At 62.0% G+C, this 25,566-nt stretch carries 26 protein-coding genes; 12 read left to right on the forward strand and 14 right to left on the reverse strand.

Annotated elements, in window-relative coordinates:
* The first annotated feature begins 34 nt into the window (after positions 1–34).
* Positions 35–868 (forward strand): GAF domain-containing protein, encoded by an 834-nt coding sequence (locus ASH04_RS15760; protein WP_032366516.1) that lies wholly within the window; start codon positions 35–37, stop codon positions 866–868.
* 223 nt (positions 869–1,091) lie between these two features.
* On the opposite strand, the gene ASH04_RS15765 is transcribed toward ASH04_RS15760, so the two are convergent.
* From ASH04_RS15765 to ASH04_RS15780, 4 genes are all read right to left on the reverse strand, one after another.
* Positions 1,092–2,306, reverse strand: coding sequence for a Cmx/CmrA family chloramphenicol efflux MFS transporter (locus tag ASH04_RS15765; RefSeq protein ID WP_082519294.1), 1,215 nt, complete (start codon positions 2,304–2,306; stop codon positions 1,092–1,094).
* Positions 2,307–3,020: 714 nt separating this feature from the next.
* Entirely contained in the window at positions 3,021–3,338 is a 318-nt protein-coding gene (locus ASH04_RS15770; protein WP_057474011.1) for a helix-turn-helix domain-containing protein, read from the reverse strand.
* A gap of 312 nt (positions 3,339–3,650) precedes the next feature.
* A complete protein-coding gene (locus tag ASH04_RS15775) occupies positions 3,651–5,273 on the reverse strand; it encodes a cholesterol oxidase substrate-binding domain-containing protein (protein WP_162247543.1) in 1,623 nt (540 codons plus the stop codon).
* 71 nt (positions 5,274–5,344) lie between these two features.
* On the reverse strand, positions 5,345–5,785 hold the full coding sequence (locus tag ASH04_RS15780) for a hypothetical protein (protein WP_057474013.1): 441 nt from the start codon (positions 5,783–5,785) through the stop codon (positions 5,345–5,347).
* Between the two features lie 713 nt (positions 5,786–6,498).
* On the opposite strand from ASH04_RS15780, the gene ASH04_RS15785 reads away from it, so the two are divergent.
* The 3 genes from ASH04_RS15785 to ASH04_RS15795 are packed head-to-tail and all read left to right on the forward strand — an operon-like array spanning position 6,499 to position 8,730.
* A complete protein-coding gene (locus ASH04_RS15785) occupies positions 6,499–7,323 on the forward strand; it encodes a hypothetical protein (RefSeq protein WP_156394568.1) in 825 nt (274 codons plus the stop codon).
* Entirely contained in the window at positions 7,320–7,811 is a 492-nt protein-coding gene (locus tag ASH04_RS15790) for an ImmA/IrrE family metallo-endopeptidase (protein WP_032366511.1), read from the forward strand. Before ASH04_RS15785 ends, ASH04_RS15790 begins: the two co-directional genes overlap by 4 nt.
* Position 7,812: 1 nt before the next feature.
* Complete coding sequence (locus tag ASH04_RS15795) at positions 7,813–8,730, forward strand: hypothetical protein (protein WP_057474015.1); 918 nt, start codon at positions 7,813–7,815, stop codon at positions 8,728–8,730.
* Between the two features lie 24 nt (positions 8,731–8,754).
* On the opposite strand, the gene ASH04_RS15800 is transcribed toward ASH04_RS15795, so the two are convergent.
* Together ASH04_RS15800 and ASH04_RS15810 are read right to left on the reverse strand one after the other, a co-directional pair.
* Positions 8,755–9,180, reverse strand: coding sequence for a helix-turn-helix domain-containing protein (locus ASH04_RS15800; protein WP_032366510.1), 426 nt, complete (start codon positions 9,178–9,180; stop codon positions 8,755–8,757).
* 417 nt (positions 9,181–9,597) lie between these two features.
* Entirely contained in the window at positions 9,598–10,620 is a 1,023-nt protein-coding gene (locus ASH04_RS15810; RefSeq protein WP_162247544.1) for a GGDEF domain-containing protein, read from the reverse strand.
* Positions 10,621–11,120: 500 nt separating this feature from the next.
* On the opposite strand from ASH04_RS15810, the gene ASH04_RS15815 reads away from it, so the two are divergent.
* Together ASH04_RS15815 and ASH04_RS15825 are read left to right on the forward strand one after the other, a co-directional pair.
* Complete coding sequence (locus ASH04_RS15815; RefSeq protein ID WP_032366508.1) at positions 11,121–11,336, forward strand: DUF3263 domain-containing protein; 216 nt, start codon at positions 11,121–11,123, stop codon at positions 11,334–11,336.
* A gap of 805 nt (positions 11,337–12,141) precedes the next feature.
* The gene (locus ASH04_RS15825; protein WP_057474017.1) at positions 12,142–12,747 is read left to right on the forward strand and encodes a hypothetical protein; all 606 of its coding nucleotides are present in this window, start codon (positions 12,142–12,144) and stop codon (positions 12,745–12,747) included.
* A gap of 92 nt (positions 12,748–12,839) precedes the next feature.
* Here the strand turns inward: ASH04_RS15825 and ASH04_RS15830 are convergent, their stop codons facing one another.
* The 6 genes from ASH04_RS15830 to ASH04_RS15860 all read right to left on the reverse strand — a co-directional run bounded on the left by ASH04_RS15830 (position 12,840) and on the right by ASH04_RS15860 (position 19,195).
* Entirely contained in the window at positions 12,840–13,673 is an 834-nt protein-coding gene (locus ASH04_RS15830; protein WP_057474018.1) for an SDR family NAD(P)-dependent oxidoreductase, read from the reverse strand.
* A gap of 587 nt (positions 13,674–14,260) precedes the next feature.
* Positions 14,261–17,341 (reverse strand): MMPL family transporter, encoded by a 3,081-nt coding sequence (locus tag ASH04_RS15840; RefSeq protein WP_057474019.1) that lies wholly within the window; start codon positions 17,339–17,341, stop codon positions 14,261–14,263.
* Between the two features lie 202 nt (positions 17,342–17,543).
* Entirely contained in the window at positions 17,544–18,206 is a 663-nt protein-coding gene (locus tag ASH04_RS15845; protein ID WP_162247545.1) for a TetR/AcrR family transcriptional regulator, read from the reverse strand.
* 96 nt (positions 18,207–18,302) lie between these two features.
* Complete coding sequence (locus ASH04_RS15850; RefSeq protein WP_057474021.1) at positions 18,303–18,548, reverse strand: hypothetical protein; 246 nt, start codon at positions 18,546–18,548, stop codon at positions 18,303–18,305.
* Between the two features lie 133 nt (positions 18,549–18,681).
* Positions 18,682–18,984, reverse strand: a complete 303-nt coding sequence (locus ASH04_RS15855; RefSeq protein ID WP_057474022.1) for a hypothetical protein — start codon at positions 18,982–18,984, stop codon at positions 18,682–18,684.
* Positions 18,971–19,195: a hypothetical protein gene (locus ASH04_RS15860; protein WP_230072779.1), complete on the reverse strand. Its 225-nt coding sequence runs from the start codon at positions 19,193–19,195 to the stop codon at positions 18,971–18,973. Before ASH04_RS15860 ends, ASH04_RS15855 begins: the two co-directional genes overlap by 14 nt.
* A 205-nt stretch (positions 19,196–19,400) precedes the next feature.
* On the opposite strand from ASH04_RS15860, the gene ASH04_RS15865 reads away from it, so the two are divergent.
* From ASH04_RS15865 to ASH04_RS15890, 6 genes are all read left to right on the forward strand, one after another.
* Complete coding sequence (locus ASH04_RS15865; RefSeq protein WP_057474024.1) at positions 19,401–20,054, forward strand: TetR/AcrR family transcriptional regulator; 654 nt, start codon at positions 19,401–19,403, stop codon at positions 20,052–20,054.
* Positions 20,055–20,135: 81 nt separating this feature from the next.
* A complete protein-coding gene (locus ASH04_RS15870; protein ID WP_057474025.1) occupies positions 20,136–21,041 on the forward strand; it encodes a metal-dependent hydrolase in 906 nt (301 codons plus the stop codon).
* Complete coding sequence (locus tag ASH04_RS15875) at positions 21,038–22,174, forward strand: PDR/VanB family oxidoreductase (protein WP_057474026.1); 1,137 nt, start codon at positions 21,038–21,040, stop codon at positions 22,172–22,174. Before ASH04_RS15870 ends, ASH04_RS15875 begins: the two co-directional genes overlap by 4 nt.
* Positions 22,171–22,632 (forward strand): limonene-1,2-epoxide hydrolase family protein, encoded by a 462-nt coding sequence (locus ASH04_RS15880; protein ID WP_057474027.1) that lies wholly within the window; start codon positions 22,171–22,173, stop codon positions 22,630–22,632. The genes ASH04_RS15875 and ASH04_RS15880 overlap by 4 nt, the downstream gene beginning before the upstream one ends.
* 343 nt (positions 22,633–22,975) lie before the next feature.
* Positions 22,976–23,527, forward strand: coding sequence for a hypothetical protein (locus tag ASH04_RS15885; protein WP_156394571.1), 552 nt, complete (start codon positions 22,976–22,978; stop codon positions 23,525–23,527).
* A 60-nt stretch (positions 23,528–23,587) separates the two neighbouring features.
* Entirely contained in the window at positions 23,588–24,316 is a 729-nt protein-coding gene (locus ASH04_RS15890; protein WP_156394572.1) for a hypothetical protein, read from the forward strand.
* A 148-nt stretch (positions 24,317–24,464) separates the two neighbouring features.
* Here ASH04_RS15890 and ASH04_RS15895 read toward each other — a convergent pair whose 3' ends face one another.
* Both ASH04_RS15895 and ASH04_RS15905 read right to left on the reverse strand, forming a co-directional pair.
* Positions 24,465–24,719, reverse strand: coding sequence for a hypothetical protein (locus ASH04_RS15895; protein ID WP_156394573.1), 255 nt, complete (start codon positions 24,717–24,719; stop codon positions 24,465–24,467).
* Between the two features lie 287 nt (positions 24,720–25,006).
* Positions 25,007–25,486, reverse strand: a complete 480-nt coding sequence (locus ASH04_RS15905) for a hypothetical protein (protein WP_057474032.1) — start codon at positions 25,484–25,486, stop codon at positions 25,007–25,009.
* Between the last annotated feature and the right edge of the window lie 80 nt (positions 25,487–25,566).

Genomic DNA, 25,566 nt, shown 5'->3' on the forward strand with positions numbered 1-25,566 from the left:
GATTTCGTCGACTCGGCTGGAGACTGAGGGTGTCGTGGACAAGGGCTGGTTTCTGGTCGAGACCTCGGGATCGACCCCCGCCGTGGTCATGGTCGGTGCGCGCTCCAAGCAATGGCGACCGGTCTCCAACATGTTCCGCGGCTCGGTCTATACAACGGTGCTGCAACTACTCGATACCGTCCTCAACAACCTGAAACAATCGCAGGTACTCCTCGACGTCGGCGGGCCGCGGTTGGCGCTGGCACAGCCCGTCCTCGGGCCGTCTCGACAAGTACACGCGATATTGATGTGGATCGGCGACGCCACCGAGACGCCACCACCCGAGCCCCCGGTGTGGGCATTCGCATGGGAACTGGCCGACCCGATCTCGCCGAGCTTCGTCGACGACCCGACGACCCGCACGATGACCGACTGGCTCTCCGGATGCGCTCGCCTGTCCGATATCCGTCGCACCGCCGCAGACGTCCACGCTGCCACTGTCGGCGACCGCTTCGCCGGAGACTGGATCCGCACCGACGGGACAGTCGAGCGATACACGATGCGGGTCGTGGCGACCTTCGATGGACCGGCCATCCTCGGAGTCTGTGTACGCCTCCCTGAGCCGACCGCCGCCGTAGAAGACGAGCTACTTCCACGCGCCGCACTTCAGGCAACCGCTACCTACGCTGGAACATCTACGGCGGTGCTGCACGCCGCGAGCGGGCGTGTGATCGCGTGGCTCACAGACGGGCGCCCTGACTTCCCTCCCGAAGTCGTCTCCGGGCTGATCGCAGCGCCCACACCATCAGCGACAATTCCGATCGACGAGACCGGACAACTGGCACTGGGAATCTTCGACCTCGAGCGACCCGAACCGTATCCCGGGTGACCGATGGCGGAGCGCCGCCTCGAACGGTTCTGCCGCTGCAACTCCGGATGATCTGAGGTGCGGGCAGCTGATATTGCGATCGCCCGGATCGATTGAATATGAAACACAAATCCCTCTGGTGGGGCTCGTTCGGCGGATCGGAACCCCGTAGAAGAGCGAAGGAGCGGTGGTTCGAGATGCAGAAGCTGGAGCCACCGCTACTGCAGGTGATCCTGGCAACCCATTACCGTAGGGCCCAGCGGGCATGGCCGACTTTCGTGTGTCGCGCAAGCATGCCGACTTTTCGCCGAATGTGGTTACCGCACTCCGTCCACGTCGCGGCACCGATCACGATCGCAAGTGCCACCAGAGCCGCGCTGGTCCACAGTGGTGCGCGATAGCCCATTCCGATACCGATGGCCACACCGCCGAGGGCCGGCCCCAATGCGGCTCCGACATTGAAGGCAGCCGTAGCGAAGGATCCCCCCAAAGTCGGAGCACCGTCGGCGACGTAGAGCACTCGCGAGATCAACGTCGACCCCACAGCGAACGACAGCGTTCCTTGCACGAACAGCATCGCTAGGGTCATTACCGGGTGAGAGGCAGTGATAGCGAACACGATCCACCCGACCAGAAGGGCTGCCGAGCCCGCCACCAGCAATTGAAACGGACGGGTGTCAGCGAGCCGGCCACCGACACTGACGCCGATGAACGACCCCAGTCCGAACAGTCCGAGAAGCAAAGGGATCCAACGAGAGTCGAATCCGGCGACGTCGGTGAGTGTCGGAGCCAGGTAGGTGAAGGAACAGAAGGTGGCACCGTTGATAAGAGCGCCCAGCACCAAGATCAGTTGAAGTTTGCGTTGACGCAGCGAGGACAGTTCGCGGATCGCGTTCGGAACAGAATCTGTAGGGGAATCAGCAGGGGTCGATGCCATGATCGCTGCCACTGCAGGTGCGGAAATCAGCACTACCGCCCAGAACGAGGCGCGCCATCCCCACAGTTCGCCCAAAAGCGCTCCGCCCGGGACTCCAACCACGCAGGCGATGGTCACTCCGCCCAGTAGAACTGAGGTCGCTCGTCCCTTCATGTCGGCAGGAACCATCGACATGGCTGCGCCCAGCGCTACAGCCAGGAAACCGGCGTTGGCCACTGCTCCTACGATCCGGGTGACCAGCAAGACGCCGAAACTGTCGGTGAGTGCGCCGATGACATGCACAACCATAAAAGTGATGAGGAAGGTCAAGAGCGCTCGTCGACGTTGCCACCGCATACTGACAATTGCCATCAACGGGGCACCGATGATCATGCCGATTGCGAATGCCGAAGTGAGGAGTCCTGCGGTAGGGACTGAAACCTGTAGATCCTGAGCCATGTCCGGTATGAGTCCGGACAGCATGAATTCGGATGTTCCTTGGGCGAATACAGCAATACCCAGGACGTAGATGGCGAATGGCACTGTGTCTCCGTGTATCTGAGAGAGGTCAAGGAGGCTCCGAGAGCGTTCATCGTCGGATCCGACACGAGCGAACGATCTGGAGCAGGTGACCTGACAGCGCCACATTGAGTGATGTGAGCCGCCAAGGCCAGACTTAAGCTTTGGAGGGCAGAGGGTGCCACGAATCGCGCACTGCAAATACAGCCGTAGCCAGAACGGCGACGAGCGCGTGGAGTGTGGCCACCGGACTACTGCCGGTGGCTAGAGTCTGGACGCCTCGGGGCTGGACATGTCATCGAAGCTAGCGATGTCGGATGTGATTGTCCACCCGATTCGGTGGTCGCGCATCCCACACGACATGACGCGACGTTCATACAGTCGGCCCGAACACTGCCCGATACGGTCGAACAGAATTGCGCAGCAATGGATATCATGCGCTGAGTTCGTGGGCTCCACCCTCTGATTATGAGGACCCCGGATCGCTCGATCGGTCACACCGTCCCGTGGTAAGCGCGAGGGATGCACAGCTCGTCAGCGACAGCTCTGGTCTCGTGCGGTAGACCTCTTCAACCCGGTCCTACCTCCCGCACGACGGTCCGGAACTGTAGAGCCCGCCTCGCATCATCTCTGAGAGCGAAGAATTGGCCGCCGCACGAAAATTGTTTCCACTTCTCGTGTCGTATTGCGCAGTCTGCGTATCGGCAGGTGCTGTCGGTCGCATCGATCAGCAATCGCTCACGGGGCGCGCCGAGTGTCCAACACAGTGTTGATATCGACGATAGTTCCGTTCTGCGACAGACCATTACGGTATTCGGCACGGTGCACGTCGGAAGGAGCGAAGTCGGCCGGCGCGCAGCCGAAGATGTCGCACAATGCAATCAACGTTGTCAGGGACACCAGCATCGGACGCCGCGCAACGAGTCTGCGAACCCGTGACTCGGTCAAGAGCACACCGCGGTCGGCCAGATGTGGAAGCAAATCGATACTGTCTCGCATTCCGCGAGCATCCATGAGCTCGGCCAAGCACGGGTTCTGTGGGCCTGTCGGTGTCATCGGTTGCCTTCCCATGCCTGATGTTGTCGGTCGCGCCTCGTAGTGACACTGCTTCGAGTTCGAGAAGAAGGGACTGCACGATGATCAGGCCCGGGGAAGGGAAACGATCATCGTGCAGCCCGATCTCTCGGATTGCATACGGTCAGAACAAGAGACCCTTGATCGCGTAGGGGATGACACCGATCACGAGGGCTCCGAGGCCGCCGGCGAGAGTCAGGGTGGTGATGATGGGATCGAACATGTTCTTCTCCTTGTGAAGTCGCCCATCGTGATTCGATGGGACGTGTTGGTGCCCGGGTCCGGACGTCTGGTTCAGAGTCCCAACCGTCGGGTGAGCGACGTGGTGAACAGATTGTGTGGGTCGAGAGCAGCCAACGTATTTGCCGCGATCGACCACTGCGGATACACGTCGGGAATTTCGTGGCTGAGCGCGTGGGGGTCGGTCCATGCACCACCGTCTCCGTGACCCCAGCGCTTCGCCCACTCGGGTCGAACGATTCCGAGTTCGGCTGGGAAGGGCCGAAAGAAGCGCTGCTCGAGGTCCGCGTAGAAGTCCGCGTGCCCAGGGGTGCCCGGCAAAGTCAGCGTGTCGAGCCACACCGCTGTATCGAAGTCGGCGCGTCCGGGTACCGGCGTAGCGGGGGAGAGGGCGGGAGCTCTGTCGACCGGGTATCGAGAATCCACCCCGGTCACCCTGATTTCCACACAGCTGTTGATGGGGTACTCGCCGCGTGTGGCGTACTCGTCGAGCATCGTGCTGATTACTTCGGTGAACTCGTGAACCACATGCTGAACATTGTCTCGACGGGTGATCACCGCATGGCTGGCCGCTGTGACGCGTAGCGTTGTGGGTCTGACGAAGTGAATGAAATCTTTGGCCGGACCCCACATGTCGCGAGCACCCGTCAGGGTGAGACCTGCATCGGTGGCAGCGATGACGGCGTCCCCGAATGCCGGCGCGAGTTCGGTATGCCCCTCGATGATCCGGCCGAGCATCTGCGGTATCGGATCGGGAAGGTTGTCCGCGAACGGAAAGTTGAATGGGCCCGTGGTCGGGCGTGATTCGGCCGGGCGAGTGGGCGAGACGGACCATTGTTGAATCCACGGTCGATCGGTGAAGGTGTACCAGATGACTCCGACTCGACCCGCGTCGTCGAGCATTGCGGTCAGGGACCGCGGGCCTGCTGCATTGGGTGCTGCGAACAGTTCCTCGATCGGGATGTCTGTGAAGGTCCGACACCGCAGGTTGTGCGTCGGCACCGTCGACAGACGAATGCGCGTGACCAAAGTACGCCCCAAATGCACGAGTAAAGAGGAACATTCGGGTTCGGAACGGGTGAACGTCCTCTCGATATAGGTACCGGTGCGGCTGTCGAACACAACGGCCGAGATGGTTTCGACGAGGTCGCTCACCGAACCGAACGGCAACGACCGGTTGCCCTGTTCGGCGGTCGAAGCGACGGCACTGCCGTGCCCACCCACTGCGAGTACTCCTCCGACGGTGACGTCTCCCGGAGCCGGCGCGGAAAGCACTGCGCGACCGTGAGTGTGGAGGTAGTCGAGTAGGTCTTGCATAGAGGCACCGGCCCCGACTTCGACGGCGGTGTCGTCGACCATCGCCATCGAGTTCAAGGTGGTCATGTCGAGAAGAAGCACTCGCGCCGACGAGGGCGTGCCGGAATCGACGACGAGCGGTGACCAATTGTGTCGAAATCCATGGGGGCGCAACGTATACGAGTTGATTCTAGCCCACTCGGCAACCCTTACCGCATCGTCGGCAGAGCCGATGGCTACTGTCCACAGATCCTCCGTGACAATTGCCTCGTCCCAGTTGCGGAATTGTGCCTTACGCAGGGACAGCCCTTCGGGGAAGGCCGGCAGCACGGTCTCTGCCCGCACCGGTGCAGAGAACCCGGCGAAGAGTAGACCCGTCACGGCAGCGGTACCCGTGAGAAAAGACCGACGGCCCAACACGCTATCGCCCGCTCGGCGCGAGTGCTTCGGACTCATTTCCGGGTGGAGGCGCAGAAAGTGAGAATGTCCTTCACCGTCGCGGGATCGTGAAAGACAACATCGTTGACCGCATAGACGGGTACCTGGAGAACGTCGACGAACAACCCCTCGAGAACCTGGTATGGGGAAGCGGAGAACGTGAGAATGGACGTGACGAGAGCCGTGTTCCGCTTGATCGCAGCTTTCACGTCGTTCCCATGGTCTGCGAAATTCGCGTTCAGCCAACTGAACGTTGCGGTCGGTCCACTGCACACCGGAATCAGTGCCAGAGCTTCGTCATGGCTCGGTGCCCAGACGCCGTCTCCTGTCGGTGCAGCTTGCGTGGTGGGGCCTGTCGTTGTCGCAGGTGCTGCGGAAGCGACCGGCGACGCAATAGTTGCCGCTGAGATGGCCACAGCAGTGGCACCGATAACGGTCTTGATCGAACGTTTCATGGGAGCTCCTGAGTCGAAGATTGAGACCAGCTCGGAGAAACCGGCGTGGCCCCTGTATTCAGACACACGAGCTAATTTTGAGCAACCTCTACAGGATTACGGCTGGCACATCGATCCGTTAAAGTGCCCGCCGTATTCGATGCAAAAGGATGCATAGCGGCCGCTTACGGCTCGATTCCGCAAGGAATGCAGCCCGGAAGCTCGGTACAGCAGTGTCGTAGGTCTCATAAATACTAGGTGCTGGAAGTTAACTATCGGTCGCTGAGCCAAGGGCTTCTGTGTGTTGATTCAGTTCGCGCAGCTGTGGTCTGTCACACATCTCGCGGCCGCCAGAGGGGGTGATGCGTGTGAAACACTTGCTATTGGAAATGAAATTGAGCAGTACGGGTGCGTCAATCGAGCCTCGGGCGGCAGGCTTGCCGTGCTTCTTGATTCGAAGCGTGGAAGGCGTGCGCCGCGTGTAGTGGACGTACTGCACGTTACCGAATCATGTTGCAGCGTAAGGCTGCTGATTCGGATTCGGCTCGCAAGAACGACATAGGAAGTGCCGGTGTTGGACATCACAGCATCGACGAGTAACGCGATTTACAAGAGCAGCGACACATTTTGTATTGCCGGATGTCCTATCCCGGTCGGTACCACCATCAAGAAGGCGGAGGGGCAATGCGCTGCGTGAAAAAGATCGGCACGTGGTCCACGTCTGGGTGGGATCGGTGCCTGCCATGACCTCGATGGGGCGCAAGGTGGGCCTGGCGATCTGTTGTGCGGCCCTCTCCTCGGGTGTCTTCGCCATAGCTGTGGCAGGCCAGACCTCGGCGGCCAGCACCATCGAAATATGCATCGGGCGGCCCGGAAAGTGTGGGGAATCGACACCCACGACGAGCAACGGTCCGACCACGACCACTGTCGAGCCGACTACGACGAGCAACGATCCGACCGCGACCACTGTCGAGCCGACTACGACGAGCAACGCCCCGACCGCGACGAACAGCGACCCGACCACGACGAGCAACACCCCGACCGCGACTTCCGCTGACACGCAGAAGACTGCAACAGCCGAGCCGAAAAGCAGTGCCGATGCCGGCCCACCGATCGCCGATGGCGAGCTGCATTCCGACACCCGCTACTCGGAACCCTCGACTGTCGGGAAAACGGTGCACCCGCTCGAACCGCGGGATGCCGAGTCGCCGGCGTCGGATGCTGCAAACTCGCCCGAGTCTTCCGCTGACCAGTCTCCCGCCGACGAGTCTCCTGGCGACGAGGCACCGACGGCTTCCTATTCGCAGACCGAAACCACGAGTACTACCGATCCGTCACCGACGCCGGCGGCGAACGTCGATGGCGTGATCGAAGAGGAGGATCCCGATACCGAATTGTCCTCGGCAACAAGCGGTCTCCATGACGTGGCTCCTCTTCCGGTTGTCGGTGGCGTCGCGGGCCTGGCGCTGGCGGGGTTCGGAGCGGGTGTCATCACCTTTCGCGGTGCGCGCGCTACCGAGGCGCGACGGTCTGCCGCGCGCGCGGAGTTGTTCCCATGATCCGTTCGCACCGCCGCGTGTCTGCCGCAGTTGACGTCGTATTCGACATTGCCTCGGACACAACAGAATTCGATCTCGATGACATAGTCTCCGCAGTCGCCAGAGAGCGGGGCAGGTCGATCGAGGTAGAGATGGCCGAGCTGCCGCCCGGCGTGTGCGGACAACGACGTGCTTTCCCCAACCATGACGTCATCGTTCTGGCCCCGGATCTACCGAACTACGAACGGACGCTGGCGCACGAGCTGGGTCACATCGTGTTTCGGCACGAAGGCACACCGGTAGAGAAATCGTTGCACGTAGTCAGTGACGAGTTGATCGCGTTCATGCTCAGTGAGCGCAGCTTGATGTCCACAGTTCTCGATGGGTCGGACGCCCTGGCAGAGTGGGAGGCGGAAACGTTCGCCGGCCAATTGCTACAGCGGCTGCGGCGGATGAACACCCGAGGCGCTCCATTGTCGGTGTTGCGTTTCGATCAGGCTCTGGGATGACATGGACTGGCTAGCGGCGCTGTTGGTGTGGCTCGCAGTCGGTGCTCGCGTCGGCCGCGTGGTGGTGCGGAGCGCGAATACCGTGCGAGTGTCCATTGTGCTCGCCGTTGGCTTCCTCGCTGTGGGGCAAACATTGCTGGTCGACGATGTCGCGCGACTCCTGACACCGTATGTCGACGTGCCGACCGTCATCGGAATGTGTTGGATCGGAGTTGCCGCAACTTCCGCTGTCATCACTCTGACTGCGCGACCGATGCTCGGCGCGGCGCGAGAGCGTCGATCGATCGCAGCAGTGGTCTTCTTCGCTGTGGCTTCTGGAATTGCCTCCGCTGTGTGGCCTACTGCTGCGTGGGTTTTCGTTCTTCTCATGTTTCCGCTACTCATTGTCACAGGTCTCGGAATGGTCGATCGAACGCCGTTGGGCCGCGCGGTAGCTCTGTTCTGTGTCGGAACGTGTGCACCGGCTTTCGTGGCGGTATCGGTTGTCTTCGGGTCTGCACCCCGACACTCGGTACTCACGGCCGGCGCGCTGCTGATGGCCGCTGCCGCAGTGTGGGTTCTGGTGACGAGCTGGGTTCGTGCGCGGATCCTGTTGTGGCGCATCAGGAACCTTCATCGCACTCTCACTCGCAGATTTCCCGAGGTGGTGGACGACAAACGGTCGGGCGCTCCGACGGTGTTGCGTGCATCGGACCACGTCTCCGAAATCATGGACGCGTTGTACCTTCAGGTCGGTGCCGGGCAATTCGACGACGGAGCGCCTGTGCCTGTGGAATCCGGTGCCCGAGCCGTTCGCGTGGCCCGCACGGTTCGGGATCCGCTTGCCGACCCAGTTATGGGTGGACATTGGATTGCTGTGCCGAGAGATGTGTCGCTGGCCAGGTGGGTGACGACGATCGCTTCGGAATTCGGGCGCTGACGCGATCCGCGACAGCGGAAGGAGTCAGTCCGATCCATCCGGGGGAACTGCGGGCAGCCCCTCGCTGGTTCGCAGCTTCTCCGCCATTGCGGTCAACAGGTTCTGCGATTCCTCGGATAGGTCGAATGCTCGCGTGGACAGTCGTCGCAGGCCATAGCCTTGGAGTTGCGACAATACCTCCAGGTCGCGGTCCACCGACGCCTCGTACACAGGATCGAAGAAGTAGTCGGGCTTGACCTTGAAGAAGCGGGCCAGCGCGGCAACTGTCTCGTTGGAGGGGTTGGTTCGATGACCGGATCTCAACTGCGAAATGTATGGCTTCGAGATCGGGTGACCAGCCGCTGCCAGGGCTTCGGCAACATCGGCATTCGTGTACGGCTTCCGTCCCGAAGGATGAATCGATTCGAACAACTTGTTCAATCGCTCCGCGAAAGACCCTTGCGTCGGCACTGCCCAAGCCCTCCTCGGTGGTGGTGATGAGCGTCGGGATAACCGCCCGATAGCTCCGGGTCGTGATGTTACCTTTTCGAGACCCCGACTTCTCCACCCGCGAGGTAAATGCTGTCGTTTCGACCAGTGGCCGGGTGGAGCGCCGCTAGTGCTGCCCGGTTCGTTTCGACTGCGGGCCGTCAGTGCGGACCGAACGCACAAGACGTCGTCGTTCTTCAGGAGAGAGGATCGAACTGTCGGTCAGTGTGAGCGCCAGGCGCAGCCGCCGCCGGTACTCATCCATTGAGATTCCGAATGTCTCCTCGATGGTCTTCTCGTCTGCCCCACCGAGTCGAGCCCAGCGTATTGCGAAGTTGACGAATGTCTCGGAGCGAATCTTCACCACCTCGATCGATGTGTCGTTCTCGCTCTCGGCACTCAGATGGCAATCGGCGGATCGGCGTCGCAACTGTTGCCACCGCTGGTGCCGTCGCAATGGTTTCGGCGAAAACGCTTGTTGCAGTACAGCTCCGAGTCGGCGATCGATATCAGAATTCCGTACGGGTCCGTTTCGGGCTCGGCAATGGCCACTCCGTAGGACACTTCGACTACATGGCCATCGACCAGCGAGGATGCCAGAGCCTCTGCTTCGGATCGACTGCAACCGGTTGTGAGAACTGCAAATTCGTCACCCCCCAAGCGAACCAACACGTCGGACGGGGCAAGCGACGTCATCCACGACCGCGCCAACTCGACGAGGATGCGGTCGCCTTCTGCATGCCCGTGGCAATCGTTGACGGCTTTGAAATCGTCGACATCGAGCACGATGACGACCAAGTTCTCGCCGCGTTTCCTGGTGCGCGCCAGGAGGTGGCTTGCCGCGTGCGCCGCACCTGCTCGATTGAGTGCACCGGTCAAGGGGTCACGCAAGGCACCATCTATCAGCGTCGCCCCCATCGCACCGAATACTTCGGCCGCCACGGATACGCTCACGAGATAGAAACCGATCCATACCAGAGGTGATGGCGTGGGGGACAGTACTGCCGATATTACGGCTGTCGCCGCCAGTGCACAGACGAGTAAGCGGGCAGTTCGAGCCGGGTAGAAGACTCGAATATATATGGCCAGGAACAGAATCGACACCAGGCCCCACATCTGGAGCATCGCGAGTCCTTGGGTGACCAGGGTGCAGGGCGGCAACGTGGCGGCACACGACAGCGCGATCGAATGGCGGGCATTTCCGGCGTTCGGCGTAGCCAGCGATGCGAGCCCGAGGATAGCGACAACGAGGGCCGCGAAAAACCACCATGAGGTGTACTCCGTGGCCTGCCTGTCGTTGGTAGCAGACCTCGCCAACGTGAGTCCGGCCCCGTTTGCGACAGCCAGCAGGGCGAGCACGGACAGTAGTATCCAGCGGCCACCCTCCCGGAAGTGGATGGTGGGTCGTAGCGTGGTCCGCACTGATTTCACTCCCTGCATATCGACGCAGCTATCGATCCGTTACCGAACATGCATGAACATCTGTCGATGTCGAGCGCCACTGTGCGAAGTAGTTTGTCTGCGAATGCACATCGTTCATGTGTCAATGTCGCACCATGGTGTCCACATGGCAACCTACCAGCTATTTACACGTCTCAGGCTGATCGCGTGGGTGAGAGAAGGGGCCGTTGGGAAGCCTGTGACATGGAACGCCGACTGCTTGCTGTTTGCTTGCCTGGCTGACGGTGGCCAGTGTGAGGTGTGGAGCAGCCTGTCGATGAGTGTGGTCGTCGTCCGTACGTCGAGAGCGTATGCGTTCTCGACAATGGTTCAGTATGAACATCATTCGACTGGCCGGCCGAGTGCGTATCGATCACGGGCGCCAGGGCGCTTGCGAATGCAAACGAGTGTCGACAGTCGGCTGGCTGATAGCCTAGAGTTAGCTGGAGCAATTTGATTCTTCTGGAGCAAAGGTTTACCCGATGATGCCACGACAAACCGAGGATGCCGTTGTCCTGGACTTCGCCAGAAGGTGGGAGCCTTACGGCGGTGCGGACGCCTCGGAGATTCTGCTGTGCTTCGGCCTGTCTGTCGACGAGTTCCGAGCTCGGCTGCACCGCATCTTGACTCGTACCACGGCGTATGACCTGGACCCCGGCGTTTATCGGCGACTTCTGCGGTACGCGGCGACCAGGTGAGCGCTGCGCGAGGACTGTGATCCGTCCCGTGGCACCATGTAGGTGTCGCTGACTGTTAGCCCGGACCGTGGCCTCGTTGTTCAGGGCTTGGGGTGGTCTGTGCTTCGGTTGTCACACGACGAAGAGTCGGTTCTTCCGAACACAACTCTGTCACTCCGACGATCCGGGTATATCGTTTTCGGTCAGTTTATTTCGGCTACTTGCGCACCGGGTGCGAGTATCGAGACCCCGGGGGAAGGCTCCCCGCGCCCGGTGCGGCCGACGTCGTCTGCGTGTTCGACGCCGACACACATACGTTAGCGGAAAAGTAGCTGTCCGCAAACCGGGTAAGTGCGGCAAGCTGCGGTGACCTTCTTCGGACAACGTGGAAAGACAGCGGACCGAGCGCCGACTCGTCGACCGAAGGCACGTAGAAGCGCGAGAATCTGTGGTCTCCAAATAGGTTTGTACTGAACAGGACTCGCATGCCTCTGCCGGATCGGCTAGCGGCTGGCAACGGACGCAAAGGTCGCGTCGAGTCCGTCCGGGTGTGAGATAGTCCTTCGTTTTTCACGTCCAATCGCGTTGTGTGGGAGGGCATCATGGTTGTCGTGAGGAAATTGTGGGTGTCGTGGCCGCCTGCGGGCCGCCGAGCCGCACGGGTTCGAATTGCAGAGTGGGTGGCACGAGCGCGAATCGCGTCGATCGAACACCAGAAAATCGAGCGGAACGCGCGCACCACCGGCCGTACCGATGACTACAGCGCTGAGCCGACATCATTCAGCCCGGGTTGCGACCCGTCGATCATCTCAGCCCCCGGAACACTGTGACCGACCATTTCAATGCCATCCGTGACGGCGACGACGCCCCGATTGCGATGTCGGCCTTCCAGGCCGAAAGAGTGGCGGTCCAGCTCCGGGGGATTTCCGATGGCACGGTCGATCGCGGTGATGCCGAGCTCGCTGCTCGGTTTCTGTACTCGCTGGCTCTCGACGCCCGGCCGCACTTACGAGAGGATTTCGCATACAACCGTGCGCTCGATTCGTACAAGACCTGGGAAGCGGTCGCCTTCCTTCCTCTGCCCCCTCCGTATGGCGACCCCGATTTCACTTCGAGAACGCTGGTCTATGTGGTGACCGGTCGGCCGCGGTTCCGCTCGCGGGATTTTCATGTCCTGATCTGCACGGCGATCAACGCCGCGATGTGGCCACCGACATCGACTCCCGGCGTCCACGTCGCCTTCCGCCTGTCCGATCATGACCAGCCGATCGCACCAGGCTCTGTTGTCTCCATTCCTGGGCGCACCGTGACGAGCACGATCACCCTCTATGCCGGGTCCGGGCGGGTTGGCGACAACGCTGCTCGGGAGGTCGACGTGCTTCACAACCTCGAACGGAGCGTGCGCATCCTCGAATCGAGCGGCGATTGCTGAACAGTGTCCGATCGCAACTGGCTAGGGATCGACGGGTGTCCCCCCATTCCGGGGGCTGTACTGCTGAGGCCCAGGAATGTGCGCGCGACGACTCAGGCGAGTGCACGGGCCAGTAATCGATCGGTGACAGTGGCGGGCGTGAGGGCCATTGCGTGGATCTGTATACGGCTGGCAAGGTCGCATCGATAGCGGCGTCGGGGTCGTTTGTCGGTCAGTGCTCGCAGTGTTGCGTCGGCGACGCGTTCGGGGGCAACGGCACTTCGTTGCAGCAGGGGGATGAGTCGACGCATCTTGTCGGTGGCGGGCCGGTACAGGTCCTTGTCGCGGTCGGACCACTGTGCGACGGTGGCATCGAAGTCGTTCGACATGCCGGTCCAAATGTCGGTTCGTGTGGTCCCGGGCTCGATCAAGCTCACTCCGATGCTCCACCGTCGTAGTTCCATACGCAGGGTGTCGGCGAGCCCCTCGACCGCGTACTTCGATGCGGTATACGCACCATTGCCCGGTATCGCGAACAATCCACTCAGTGATGAGATGAAGACAATCCGGCCTGCATTCTCGTTTTCGTTTGCGCGTAGGTTGGGAAGCATGGCTCGGGTCACTCTGTGGTGACCGACCACATTTGTGGCCAACTGACTCATCAGCTGGTCGGCCGATACCGTTTCGAGTGGTCCCGTCAGCGCGTATCCGGCATTGTTGATCAGCGCGTCGATTCGCGCAGGAACATTTTCTGTGAGTACCTCGCCTGCATCGTCGTCCGTGATGTCGACTCGGATCGGAACAACCCGATCCAGTTGGGACAGTTCCTGCATGTGTGCATCCGAACGAACCGTCGCATACACCGTCCATCCCTCGCCACACAATCGGTCGGTGATGGCCCTCCCGATTCCGCGTCCTGCTCCTGTCACTACGGCTGTTCCGGTCATTGCGTTCGCTCCTGTCTCATCTATCCAATCGGGCTTCTACCAAAGGTTTTGGTGGGTGTGGGGCTGTGCAGCTGCTTTCATCGGGTCGTCGAGATCCCCAGGTTCGGTGGATCAGGGCTACGGTCGGGGTTCGCGTGTGTTGGTTCAATATTGCGCTCTAGGCGGAGGCGAAGACGTGCCGTCTCGGTTACGCGCTCGAGCACAATCCTGGGCAACTTACGGCGGTACTCCTCGCTGTCGGCCAACGACAGTACTTCTTCGTAGAACGCGGTCACCGTCAGCGCGTGGACAGCGTCGATGTCGCGGGCTGTTCCGCCGCCGAACGGTGCCCACTCGATAGCTGAGACCATCCGATTGTCGAAATGGGATACGGCAGTGATGGGTTCGTGCTCGGCGCGAATCGGTGAGGACTCGATACTTCGATGTGGACTCGAGTGTCTACGGCGGCGTCCGCCTGCAGAATCAGGGGTGCCCCTGCACGCGAGTACGAGTTGCTGATCGAGAGCGCAATGCATATTTTTCTCCTCGCATTCGAGACGGTGAGGGCTGGTATCGGATGCCGGGTAGATGGGGCCGGTTGCATGGCATCACTGGTGACTGGGATGTGTTCGGATGTGCCGGTTCTGCACTGCTGGTGCCGAGGGCCACCAGATTCGGTTGCCGAGCAGGTGCAGTGCTGCGGGGACGATGACGGTGCGCACCACGGCTATGTCGATCAACAGTCCGACACCGATGGTGAAGCCGGTCTGCAGCAGTAGCACCACAGAACCTGACATCAGGGCGAACATGGTGACTGCGAATACCACTCCCGCAGTGGTGATCACGCTGCCGGTGGTTCCGAAAGTTCGCAGGATTCCGCTGGTGGTGCCGCCGGCGCTGGCCTCGCGGACTCTCGATGCGAACAGCATGCTGTAGTCCGCTCCGACGGCAACCAGGCACATGAACGAGACCGGTAGAACCGACCAGTGCAGGCCGATTCCGATGAGGTGCTGCCACAGTAGGACGCTGATGCCGGCAGCTGTGGCGAACGACAGCAACACGGTAGTTACGAGTAGCGCTGGTGCGACAAGACTCCTGAGCAGGCCTGCCAGGATGACGAAGACGGCGACCGCGGCGACGATTGCGATCAGCAGGAAATCGCGTTCTGCTTGATCGATTATGTCGGCGGTGATCGAGGTGAGGCCGGTGGAGCCGACCTCGGAGTCCGCGAGAGTGCTGCCCTGCAACGAGTTTCGTGCGGCCTGGGAAATGTCACCGACAGTGGCAATGTTGTCGGCGCTGTAGGGGTTTCCCTCCTGCATCACCAACATACGTGCGACGTGACCGTCCGGCGACATCAGCAACTTCGCTCCGGTGACGAATCGCTGGTCCTGCAGGGCGCTCGGAGGTAGATAGAATCCCGATCCGGGTCCGGTGGAGGTATCTCGGCTCATGGATGACAGATAGTTCGCGGCGTCGCCGAGGCCGTCGGACAGTTGTCCGGTCAGCGCCACTGTCGTGTCGGTGCCGTCCTTGGCCTGAGAGAGGCCACCGGCTATCTGGTCCATTCCCGTTGCCAGTGCCGACATCCCGTCCTGAAGTCGCTCGAGGTCGGACCGGATCGATTGCGGTGTGCGACCACCGAGAGATGCGACGAGCGAATCGATCTCGCCCAGTCCGTTGCGAAGTGTCGGCAGGACGCTGTCGATGGTGTCGATAGTGTCGGGTGGCAGCGCGGTGACGGCGTCGGATGCGGACAGGGCTGCGGTCAGTGCGCCCGAGGTTGCGGCGTCGAGCTGGTCGAACAGTGCGCGCCCGGCCGAACAGCCTGGATTCACGGCGCACTGCGGCGAGGGGCCGGGAGAAGCGAACGGGGCCAGCGCATTCTGGAAGTCGTTCACCGCACCCTGGTTCGCCTGGATGGCCGAGACCAGGGTTCCGAGCGTGCCGGTCAGCGACTGCACTTGGCCGAGTACTTGATCGAGGGTTCGGCCGTCGGCAGTGGTGGCAGTGGTCAGGGCCGTGACGGTAGGCAACAGATCGATCACCGAATTCGAGAGCGCAACAACTTGATTGGTTCCATCGACCAACTGGGGTAGCTGTTTCTGTGCATCGAGCGCTCCGTCTCGCAGTTCGGTGATGCCGGATGCCAATCGCTCGAGGTCGGGTTGTGCGTTGGCGATCTGGCCCTGCGCTGCGCCGAGACTGCTGCCGATCAGGCCGGTTTGGTAACCGGTTGCGGACTCGGGGAGCGGTTCGCCGTTCGGCCGGGTCAACGACCGCACGTACGCAACGTTCGGCAGGTCCGCCACTGCGGCGGCGGCACGGTCCAATGCTGCGAGATCGGTCGTGTTCCGTAGGTCGTGGTCGGCGCGAACGACCAAGTATTCAGGAACGATCTCGTTGGCCGGAAAGTGTTGGTACACCGCGTCGTATCCCGCCGTGGAGTCGGCGTCGCCCATGATCATGGCGCTGTCGTCCCCGTTGGGGACCATGCCGAGCGCTGGTGCGGCCAACGCTACGAGGGCGAGAACCGACACTGCGGTGAGCGCGCCTGCGCGGCGCAGGATTCGGGTACCGCGCTTGCGCCATTGCCGCTCGTGAGAGACTCGCGGCTCTATCCATCCGCGGCGTCCGAAAATCGCGATCAACGCGGGAGTGAAGGTCACAGACACGGCGAGGGTGACCATCAAACCGATGGCGATCGCCGGCCCGGAGGTGGTGAACATTCCGTTCTTGGCGAAGACCATCGACGTTGCGGCGGCGGCGACGGTCAATGCCGATGCCGTCAGAACGGCTCCCACGTTCGAGCCCGCAGCGACGACCGAACGCAGCGGAGTCCCACCGCGACGACGCGCGTCGTGATACGCCGCCGTTTGGAAGATGGCGTAGTCCGTACCGGACGCGAGGACGAGCGCTGTCATCAATGTGACCGTCAGAGTCGAGACCGGAAGAACCGCATTCCATCCCAGTGCAGACACCACTGCCCGTGATGCCGCCAACGCGATACCGATGGTCAGAAGGGGAATCAGCGCAGCCACTACCGACCGGAACGCGATGACCAGCATCAACGTGATCAGCAGTACCGACACCGCCGTGATCAGGACCATCGAAGTATCGACCGCAATGAATTCGTCGACCACCGTCGGTGCCGGACCGGAGAAGTGCACATCCAACCCCTCGGGTGCCGCGACATCTGTAATCGTCGAACGGATGGCCTCGGTGGATCGATGCGCGTCGGCGGTACCGATATCGCCCTGCTCACCGACCGTCACGGTGACGGCCTTGCCGTCGGGGCTGACCGCGAAGTCTCGGGTAGCGGGATCGCCGTACATATCGAGAACGAAAGCCACATGGTCGCGGTCCGCCAACAGGCGGGCGATCAGTTCGGAGTAGTACTTCTGCTCTTGCTCACCGAACCCGTTGTCGCTGGCAAGGACGACAGCACCGACGGCCGTCGATGCCGGTGTGTCGAAGTCGTCCGCCATTCGAACCAGGGCCTGGGTCGAGGGCATATCGGAGGGAACGATCGCTGCAGACTTCTCGGTCGCCGTCTGTTCGAGCTGTGGCGCAACGACATTGAGAGCGGCGACCGCGATCAGCCAGATGCCGACGACCCACCAGGAATGCCTCGCGGCGACCGCGGTGATCGCACCGAAACCAAATTTCCCCACTGCGCGACGAACCATCTGACACCCTCCGTAGTGAGACAGTCATACGTAGTCTGTCTCAGTGTCGGTGACGCTAGCATCGAAGAACGACAGGCACAAGAAGGGCTGCCGAGGCGGTTATGTCGTCTGCTCGGCCATGTTGTCGATGGCGCAGGCCACGCCCAAGGGTTGGGTCATCGATGCGAAAAACGTGTTCAAGGCACTACTGCAGCGGGCAGGTCTATGCCTGCTCGAAGTTCGTAGACGGGCGGAACAGGGGCAGTAGATACCGCTGAACGTAGGCACGGGACGCGTCGGGTGCGGTGAAGTCGACGACGGTTTGTGGGTTGGCGATCAACGACAACGTCAGCCGGGTGGTGATCTCACTGACTGTCCGAAGATGCGTCATGACAGATTCGTCGACCGGTGCCTCGCCGTGGAGCTGGGTCTTCCACAGCTGTGCAGAGAATTCACGTCCCATTGCGATCAGGTCGTCGTCGAACAGGGCCTCCAGGAGCATTTCGCGGTCGGTTTCGCGAAGCCTGTTCAGCATGCGGTTGTCACGGACGAATTCGAGTGTAATCGCCAGTGACGAGGTCAGCGCATCCTCCACGGAAGCTGTGCTGGCCCTCGCTCGAGTAGAGGCGTCCATGAAGCGGTTGACTTCCCGCAGGAAGATGGCATCGCGCAGTTCGTCTTTGGAGGCGAAGTAGCGGTACAGCGTCGCGCGTCCGATACGGCCGCGTTTGGCCACATCGCTCATCGTCATACGACGCCAACCGAGAACCGCGATCGCCTCGATCGCCTCGTCGACGATTCGCGCGGCAGCCGGATCGCTCAACGAACGCTGAGCAGTCGGATCAGCACCCAGTAGCGACCGAAACACGCACTGCACCTGCTTCACGAACATTCCTGCCCTGTCGGTTCTTCACGACCCAGACCGCGAAGACTACCCGAGCGCCCGCATCACAACAGTCGCGGCGAGATCAGCGGCGGTGCACTACTCACCGACTCTGGGCTCGGATTCCGCAGGCTCGAGGGCGTACCGGATGAGTCGCCCGTGCACATCGAGGGGGACCAGCGCCCGATCGGGCCTGCACAATCGACTGAACAAACGACGCCGATACTCATCGATGTCGATCCCGAACTCGACAAAGACATCAGCAGGCGACGCGCCCCCGAACGGCTCCCACTGCAGAGCGAACGCGACCAGCGCATCGCCTAGTTCGAGACCCCCGCCCGTCATGTCGCCCCCGGCTTTCCGTCAGCAGCGACTCGATCGTGTCGCGACTGAGCTTTTATGTCGACAGAACCGTGAATGTAAGTGTTACTTCGCGTTGCAGACATATCGAAATCAAAGCAGACACCGAACCGTTTCGCTACGCGAACGGCCCAGCTGGACGGTCCGACCGCATAGGAACCCGTTCGTCTTTTCCTGCCTGTTCACCGGATCGTGGTGTGCGTTCTGTAGCGCGTAGGCAATAGTCGACCAGTCGGCCTCGGCGTTCGGGATCGATCGGTGCGACGTGGTCGGGTTTGCTCAGTAGCACGAACAGTCGTCGCTTGAAGTCGCCCGCGCCCAAACCGAATTCGATGAAGATTTCGGAGTCCGGAGCTCCGCCGTATGGTTCCCATTTCAGCGCGAAGTCCATCAGGAGAGCCTCCGACTCATTCGCGGACATCGGTGTCACCTTCCTGGGACGGGGTTGCCTCGAGGAGGTCGCTATCGTCGACGAAGACGAGCAGTCCTGAATCGAGGGCGACGGCCCACCGGCGTGGTTGCGCCCACTCTCGCCCGAGTCGATCAGCGGAGATCAGTGAGTCTGCGAAGTCTTCGACGAATGTTCCTGCGCTGAGGCCGGTCTCGCGGCGACTTTCGACTCTGTCACCCACCGTGCGGCCGATTTGTGTGTTACTCGGTGTCGCAGTCAGGGCGGGTATCGAATCAGAAACCCCCTTTCCCGCGCGTGCATGGAACTCGGCGGTCGATCAGGGTGTGACCCGTCCGTGCCCGCCCAGCGGGGCGGGGTGCAGGCCGCGCGATCGGGTCGATGTAACGGGCGCTGCCGAGTACGTCGAGCGCGTTACGGTGTTGGGTATGCCCCACCTGGCAGGCTCTTTCGATCGCGACCTTCCCGGGCTCCCGCGTGGCCGCGGTTCCCTCGCCGCGGACGAAGTCCTCGACGCGCAACGCAAACGCATCCTGCGCGCCGCGATCTCGTCGACGGCGGACAAGGGAATCGCGGCGACCACAGTCGCCGATATCGTCGGCCGCGCACGGGTGTCCCGGCAGGCGTTCTACAAGCAATTCGAGAGCAAGGACGCATGCCTGATCGCCGCGATCGATGCGGGCATCGAGTCGATCCTCTCCGCGATCACTACCACGCAAGACTCCTCGGCCGACCTCTCGCTGCGCGAACAACTGTCCGCCGTCATCGGGAGGTACCTCGAAAAATGTTCGGCCGAGCCCGAATTCGTGCGAGCGTGGGTGCTCGACCTTCCCGTCGCCGGAGCGGCCGGGATCGCCAAGCGCAACGAGTACGTCGAACTGCTCGCCGACACACTGCGTAGCGGCTTTCGGCACGCCCCGCAGGCCCCGAATCGGGAGATGTTCATCGCAGCGATCGGTGGATGCTACGAGCTGTTCTACCGCCATGTTTCCTCCGGTGCGCCGGAGCCGTACACAAGCCTGCACGCCCCGATCCTGTTGTTCCTCGAGCGGATTCTCGATCCGACGACCGACCAGTCGTAGGTCTTGTGTTTGACAAGACCCAGGCCTACCCGCATGCTCACCCATAAGAACGTTACCGTACGTATGAATGTGGAGTGAACCATGGGAGTGCTGAACGCGCTGGTCAAAAGCAGGAACGTGCCTCCCGGGCGGGTTGTCATCCGGCCGCGGCGGGTCGGTTTCGACTGGGCTCAGGCACCGATGGTCTGGTTGCCGAACGAGCCGATCGCCTCGTACCTGCTCAACTCGTTGAATCTGGTCATTCCCGAGGGGGAGCGAATGATGATCCAGGCGTTCGAGCAGGCTCTACCCGACGTTCACGACGAGAAGCTCCGTGAGGACATGCTCGGCTTCATGGGGCAGGAATTGCTTCACGCGCAGGCCCACGAAGACGTCATGAACCAGGTCTTCACTCGGCACGGTGTCGACCCCACACCGTTCAGCGACCAGATGCAGTACTTCTTCCGACGGACTCTGGGCGTGGGCGCGAGCACCGATTCACGTTCGATCAGGCAGCGTCTGATCGAACGACTCGGGATTTCCGCTTCCGCGGAGCACATGTTTGCGTTCATGGGCCATTGGGCGATGAACGCGGACCTGGAGTCGTTCGGGGCGGACCCACAGATGCTCGATCTGTACCGGTGGCACGGTGCCGAGGAGGTCGAGCATCGCGCCGTCGCCCACGAGGTCGCCGCCTACTTCGGAGTCGGTTATGTCCGCCGATCGGTGTCCATGATCATCACCTGGCCGATCTTCATCGCCTGGTTGATCCGGGCTGCGATGTATTTGAGTCGTAACGACCCCAACACACCGACCATCGGGTATCCGCGGTTGCTAATCGGCATCGCCAGTGCGTCACGGCGCGGCCTGCTCCCTGGCCTTTCGCAATGGTTGTGGAGCGGTATGTCGACGTTCGTTCCCGGGTTCCACCCCGACAGTGTGGGATCGACCGCCCAGGCTCTGGCCTACCTGGCGCAATCGCCGGCAGCCAAGGCGGTGCACGCGTGAGCACGACTACGCCAGCCGACCCGAGATGGCCTGCACCTCAGGATGTTCCGGTCGGTCTGCGCGGCGGCACGGGCCCCGACTCGATACTGCGCCTGTTGGAAGCGGCGATCTCGGCGCGGGTGAGGTGGCTGGTCGCACTGCACGGCGACGGTCGGCAACAGAACCCGATCGACGAGTACAAGACCCGCTTGGTGGTGACGGCGCGGACGGCGGTGGCCAGCGGCAGCGACGTGGTCAGTCTCGAGCTTCGGGCACCGGACTGGAGCGACCTGGCCCCGTGGTACCCCGGGGCTCACATCGACCTGTACCTGCCTTCGGGCCGGATACGTCAATACTCGTTATGGGGTGACCCCGCGGATCGACGCTGCTACCGGATTGCGGTGCGACGAATCGCAGACGGCACCGGGGGCTCGAACGAGGTGCACGACGAACTACCGGTAGGGGCCTTGGTCGGTGTTCGCGGTCCCCGTAACGCATTCGGGTTCGTCGAACCCGGCCGGAGCACTCGCGCCGAGCGTGTTCATTTCGTCGCAGGCGGCATCGGCATCACCCCGATACTGCCGATGGTGCGCGAAGCCGAACGCACAGGGCTGAACTGGACGTTGGTGTACGTCGGGCGTGAACGCCGAACGCTCCCGTTCCTCGACGAACTGACCCGGCTCGGTGACCGGGTCACCATCCGCACCGACGACGAATACGGTGCCTTACCCACCGCCGATGATCTCCTCCCCCCGAACGTCCGCAGCGGCGATGCGATCTACTGCTGCGGCCCGGTCCCGATGATGGACCTGATCGCCGCACGAGTCCGCAACGAACCAGGTGTGGAACTGCACGCCGAACGGTTCTCCGCCGCACCGGTTGTCGACGGCCAGCCCTTCCGCATCCGGCTGGCCCGCACCGGCCAGATCATCGACGTCGCCGCCGACCAAACCGCACTCGACGCCGTACTGCGCGCGGAACCAGGAACCCCCTACTCGTGCCGCCAGGGATTCTGCGGAACCTGCACAGCCCACGTCAGCGACGGCGACATCGACCATCGCGACAACCTCCTGACCCAGGACGAACGCGACGCCGGCACGATGCTGCTGTGCGTCTCACGCGCCCACAGCCCCTACCTGACGGTCACCACATGACCGACCCCCGACCACCGAAACACCTGCTTCGACCGACACTCCAAACAAGGGTCGAGGATCTGCTCGAGGCCCTGCAGGACATGGACGCCGACACCGTACGAGCACTGGTCGGCCCCGACATCGAATGGCGCAACACCGGCCTACCCACAGTCCGCGGCAGCCGGAGAGTCGAACGAGTCCTCACCGCCGTATCCCACTTCGTCACCAGCTACGAAGTCACCGAAATACTCACCATGACCACCACCGGCGACACAGTGTCCTCTCGACGCACCGAAACCATCCGCATCGGATGGCTCTCCCTGCACCTCGACGTGGACGGCCACTACACATTCGAGCGCGATCGACTGAAGATCTGGGACGACCGATTCAGCTACCGACAGCTACTGCGCGGGCTGAGATTCGCCAGACCGCTCCGCTCCGCCGATCCGCTCCCTGCAACCCGGCAACGCCGGCGATGAGAACCATCGACTGCATCGGTTGCGGCCGTAGAACCGACGGCGATGCCCAACTCGGGGCCTGCACCGCCACCGGGACACCGACAGGATGGTCACTGGAACCGGACGAAAATTACTGTCCCGACTGCGCCGATACTCGATTCCAGACCTGGGGATATCTGCCGACGAGCACTTCACCGCTCGGCACCGATCGGGTGCCATCCGGTCCGGAATCGAGTTCGGAAGCAATACCGAACATCGTTGTAACACAGGGTGAATCGGACCCGACTCCGATCCTGGACAGCAGCGACTCCACCTCGTGGACAGCTCAATACCGCGATCCGAAGCCGAGCACGAGGTATTCCCGGTGACCGTCGCAGGCCCCTCGACCGAGTCGAAGTCGACCAGTGTGCGCCGGGAAACCCCCGTAACGCTGGCCGACGTGATCGTCCACATTCTCGATATCCGCACCACAGGTGAGGTGTCCGCGTTCGCACGGTGGGTGCACGGCGACGAGGCGAGTGAAGCCACGGTCGCCGCAGACCCGATGAAGGCAGTGTGGGCGCTCACCCATGCATCGGGGGAAGTCATCGACGACTCCACACGCTCGGACATCCGTCGACCGGTTCCGCTGCTGGCACGACTGTGTTTCCCCCTCGACCTCGATATCTGGAACCGGAGCGGAGACAACTGGTTCATCGTCGACGCGGCAGCAGTCGAAGGCGGCTACACCGTCGAACTCAAACACCGCACAAGTGGTGCCCGCTCGGAACTGTTCTACGACAGCGATTACCGCCTGCTGACCCGATGGACTGGGTTCGGAGGGGGCCGGCTCTCGGTCCTGTGGGAGCTGTCCCTGACCGCTGTCGTACGCCCGCCCCCTGCGCGGAGCGGCCTGTCCGTCGATCTACCGGTGTGACATAGTCCCGTCTTCCGGCCCTCCAATTGCGTTGCGAGAGAGGGCAGCATAGGTGATGTGATGAAGTTACTGATGTCGTGGTTACCTGCACGCCGCAGGGCCGCGCGGGTAGAGATCGCAACCGTGGTGGAAGGGGCGCGAAAGGCGTTGATAGAGCATCAGAAAATGCTGCGGACTGCGCAGATCACTGGCAGTGCCGACGATCAGTGGGCTGCGGACGACGCGCGAAGGCGATGCCAGCGGGAGTGGTTCGCGATCGGCGACGCAATGCGGGCTCTACCCAAGCGTGAGCGTGAGCTGGTCGAGGTATGGGACCGGGCAGCCGCCATGGCGTGGTGGCACCGCACCAGTGACCGTCAGGGATGGGCATGTTTCGAAGCTGCAGCGGCACGGGTGATCGCAGCTCTACCGGGCGGCGTGGATTCCGATGCCGTTGCGGCTGTGATCGAGGCGAGTGCACGTCGTTGCGAGATGGAGTTGCAGCGGTGGACCGATGTGTATCCCGATCCGTCGGTATCGGATGGGTCGGAGCCGATCGACCAGGAAAAGCTGGTGCGGCTGCTGCGCGAGAATTTGCTGGAGGTACTCACCGACGGGTCCGAATCGGTGCGGGCAGACACGGCACTGCGGCACTTCGAGCCCTGGCTCTGCGAGTCCATAGTGGAACTGTCGAAGCCGCGATCGCAGGACCGCCTGCACGAGATCGCCGATCGGTGGCGCGCACTCCACGCACAGTTCACTCCGCATTGGATCGGTCCGACCGATCCCACACCGGCACGAGGCGAGTGAGCGCACGTCTGTTGATCGTTGCTTGACTGCGCTATCGGGAAGGGTATCCGAAACGAACGAATCACCCCAGCGGCGTTGCCTTTCAGCGCATCCTCGAACCGACCGAACGTCACCAACTTACCCTCGCCGCCCCGCTCATCGCCCGCCATCACCGCATTCCCCGCGCCATCTTGCGCACCCCGCGATACCCGGTGAAGTACCCACCGCCACTGCGTGGTGATTCGGTCACGACATAGCCGTCACCGGAAGACGCCGGATCGGTCCACTCCACCCCGAACGCGGCAGGAATGACAGCGCGCAGATAGTGGACGGTTGCTGCGAACTCGGCGACCTCACTATTGGTCAACGACCCCACACCGTGGGGGTTGTTTACTTCCGCCTCACGAAGTGGGTTCCTGGTCATCGCTGCTCCTGAGTGGGTGTTCGGCAAGGTGCTGGTCGACGTCTTCAGCGAACAACTCAGGTGATGACCGGCAGGTGGACCATGGAAAATGGCCCGACTGCCGACCGGGCGCTTCCAATAGTATTGTTGCTCAACATTTCTGGGGTCGGCGGCACTGACGGGCATCGCAACATCGGAAGCCGCGACTTCGGGGTGATCGCACTCGAGAGCGCGCCCGGCTCAGTCCTCGATGCGGGCAACCACAAGTCGGGTGCACGCCCGGTCGGATCGGAGCAGTCGACGAGGTCTCAGGTTCTGTAGAAAGCGTCGAGGTCGAATTCGCGGAGATGGTGCTTCGTGCGGTCGATGTCTCCGGTGGTGGCCCAATCGAAGAACAACTGCGTCGCATCGTCAGCGGTGAACACCTCTTCGGGGTACACGGTCAGGGAGCGTTTGCCGCTGAAGAAGGGGATTCCGACGGTGGGTTCGCCATGACGAGGGCCGGGTCGGCCGACGACGAACAGGCGATGAACACCGTCGATGGGAAACCGCATCTCGACCGACATCGCCTGCGCCGACCCAGCGGCTTGGATGTAGCTTTCGCTCATCGCGGTTTTCTCGTCGTCGCTGAGATCCTCGTAGTACCGGCCCTCCGGAACCTTCGAGACCGTCAACGCAGACCGCTGCAGACCGTCGAACCGCGAGAGCAGCTGCCCGAACTGCCATGGAAAATCGATTCGATGTGCAATGGATTGCTGTTTGCCGCCGTTGGACACGAACAGAAACATTGAGCTCCTTGGATGCTGAGTGCCGTCTGAAAAGTGAGCGATCATCCCGCTAGGTCTTGGACTTCGACTATTTTGATCGT

It is taken from the genome of Rhodococcus sp. Leaf233, assembly GCF_001426165.1.
GTDB lineage: Bacteria > Actinomycetota > Actinomycetes > Mycobacteriales > Mycobacteriaceae > Rhodococcoides > Rhodococcoides fascians.

Excerpts from the sequence above, each read along its gene's own strand:
- ASH04_RS15770 (WP_057474011.1), bottom strand. The coding sequence starts at position 3,338 with ATGACACCGACAGGCCCACAGAACCCGTGCTTGGCCGAGCTCATGGAT.
- ASH04_RS15870 (WP_057474025.1), top strand. The coding sequence starts at position 20,136 with ATGGGAGTGCTGAACGCGCTGGTCAAAAGCAGGAACGTGCCTCCCGGG.
- ASH04_RS15865 (WP_057474024.1), top strand. The coding sequence starts at position 19,401 with ATGCCCCACCTGGCAGGCTCTTTCGATCGCGACCTTCCCGGGCTCCCG.
- ASH04_RS15880 (WP_057474027.1), top strand. The coding sequence starts at position 22,171 with ATGACCGACCCCCGACCACCGAAACACCTGCTTCGACCGACACTCCAA.
- ASH04_RS15790 (WP_032366511.1), top strand. The coding sequence starts at position 7,320 with ATGATCCGTTCGCACCGCCGCGTGTCTGCCGCAGTTGACGTCGTATTC.
- ASH04_RS15840 (WP_057474019.1), bottom strand. The coding sequence starts at position 17,341 with ATGGTTCGTCGCGCAGTGGGGAAATTTGGTTTCGGTGCGATCACCGCG.
- ASH04_RS15780 (WP_057474013.1), bottom strand. The coding sequence starts at position 5,785 with ATGAAACGTTCGATCAAGACCGTTATCGGTGCCACTGCTGTGGCCATC.
- ASH04_RS15905 (WP_057474032.1), bottom strand. The coding sequence starts at position 25,486 with ATGTTTCTGTTCGTGTCCAACGGCGGCAAACAGCAATCCATTGCACAT.
- ASH04_RS15895 (WP_156394573.1), bottom strand. The coding sequence starts at position 24,719 with ATGACCAGGAACCCACTTCGTGAGGCGGAAGTAAACAACCCCCACGGT.
- ASH04_RS15795 (WP_057474015.1), top strand. The coding sequence starts at position 7,813 with ATGGACTGGCTAGCGGCGCTGTTGGTGTGGCTCGCAGTCGGTGCTCGC.
- ASH04_RS15830 (WP_057474018.1), bottom strand. The coding sequence starts at position 13,673 with ATGACCGGAACAGCCGTAGTGACAGGAGCAGGACGCGGAATCGGGAGG.
- ASH04_RS15815 (WP_032366508.1), top strand. The coding sequence starts at position 11,121 with ATGATGCCACGACAAACCGAGGATGCCGTTGTCCTGGACTTCGCCAGA.
- ASH04_RS15850 (WP_057474021.1), bottom strand. The coding sequence starts at position 18,548 with ATGACGGGCGGGGGTCTCGAACTAGGCGATGCGCTGGTCGCGTTCGCT.
- ASH04_RS15855 (WP_057474022.1), bottom strand. The coding sequence starts at position 18,984 with ATGTCCGCGAATGAGTCGGAGGCTCTCCTGATGGACTTCGCGCTGAAA.
- ASH04_RS15890 (WP_156394572.1), top strand. The coding sequence starts at position 23,588 with ATGAAGTTACTGATGTCGTGGTTACCTGCACGCCGCAGGGCCGCGCGG.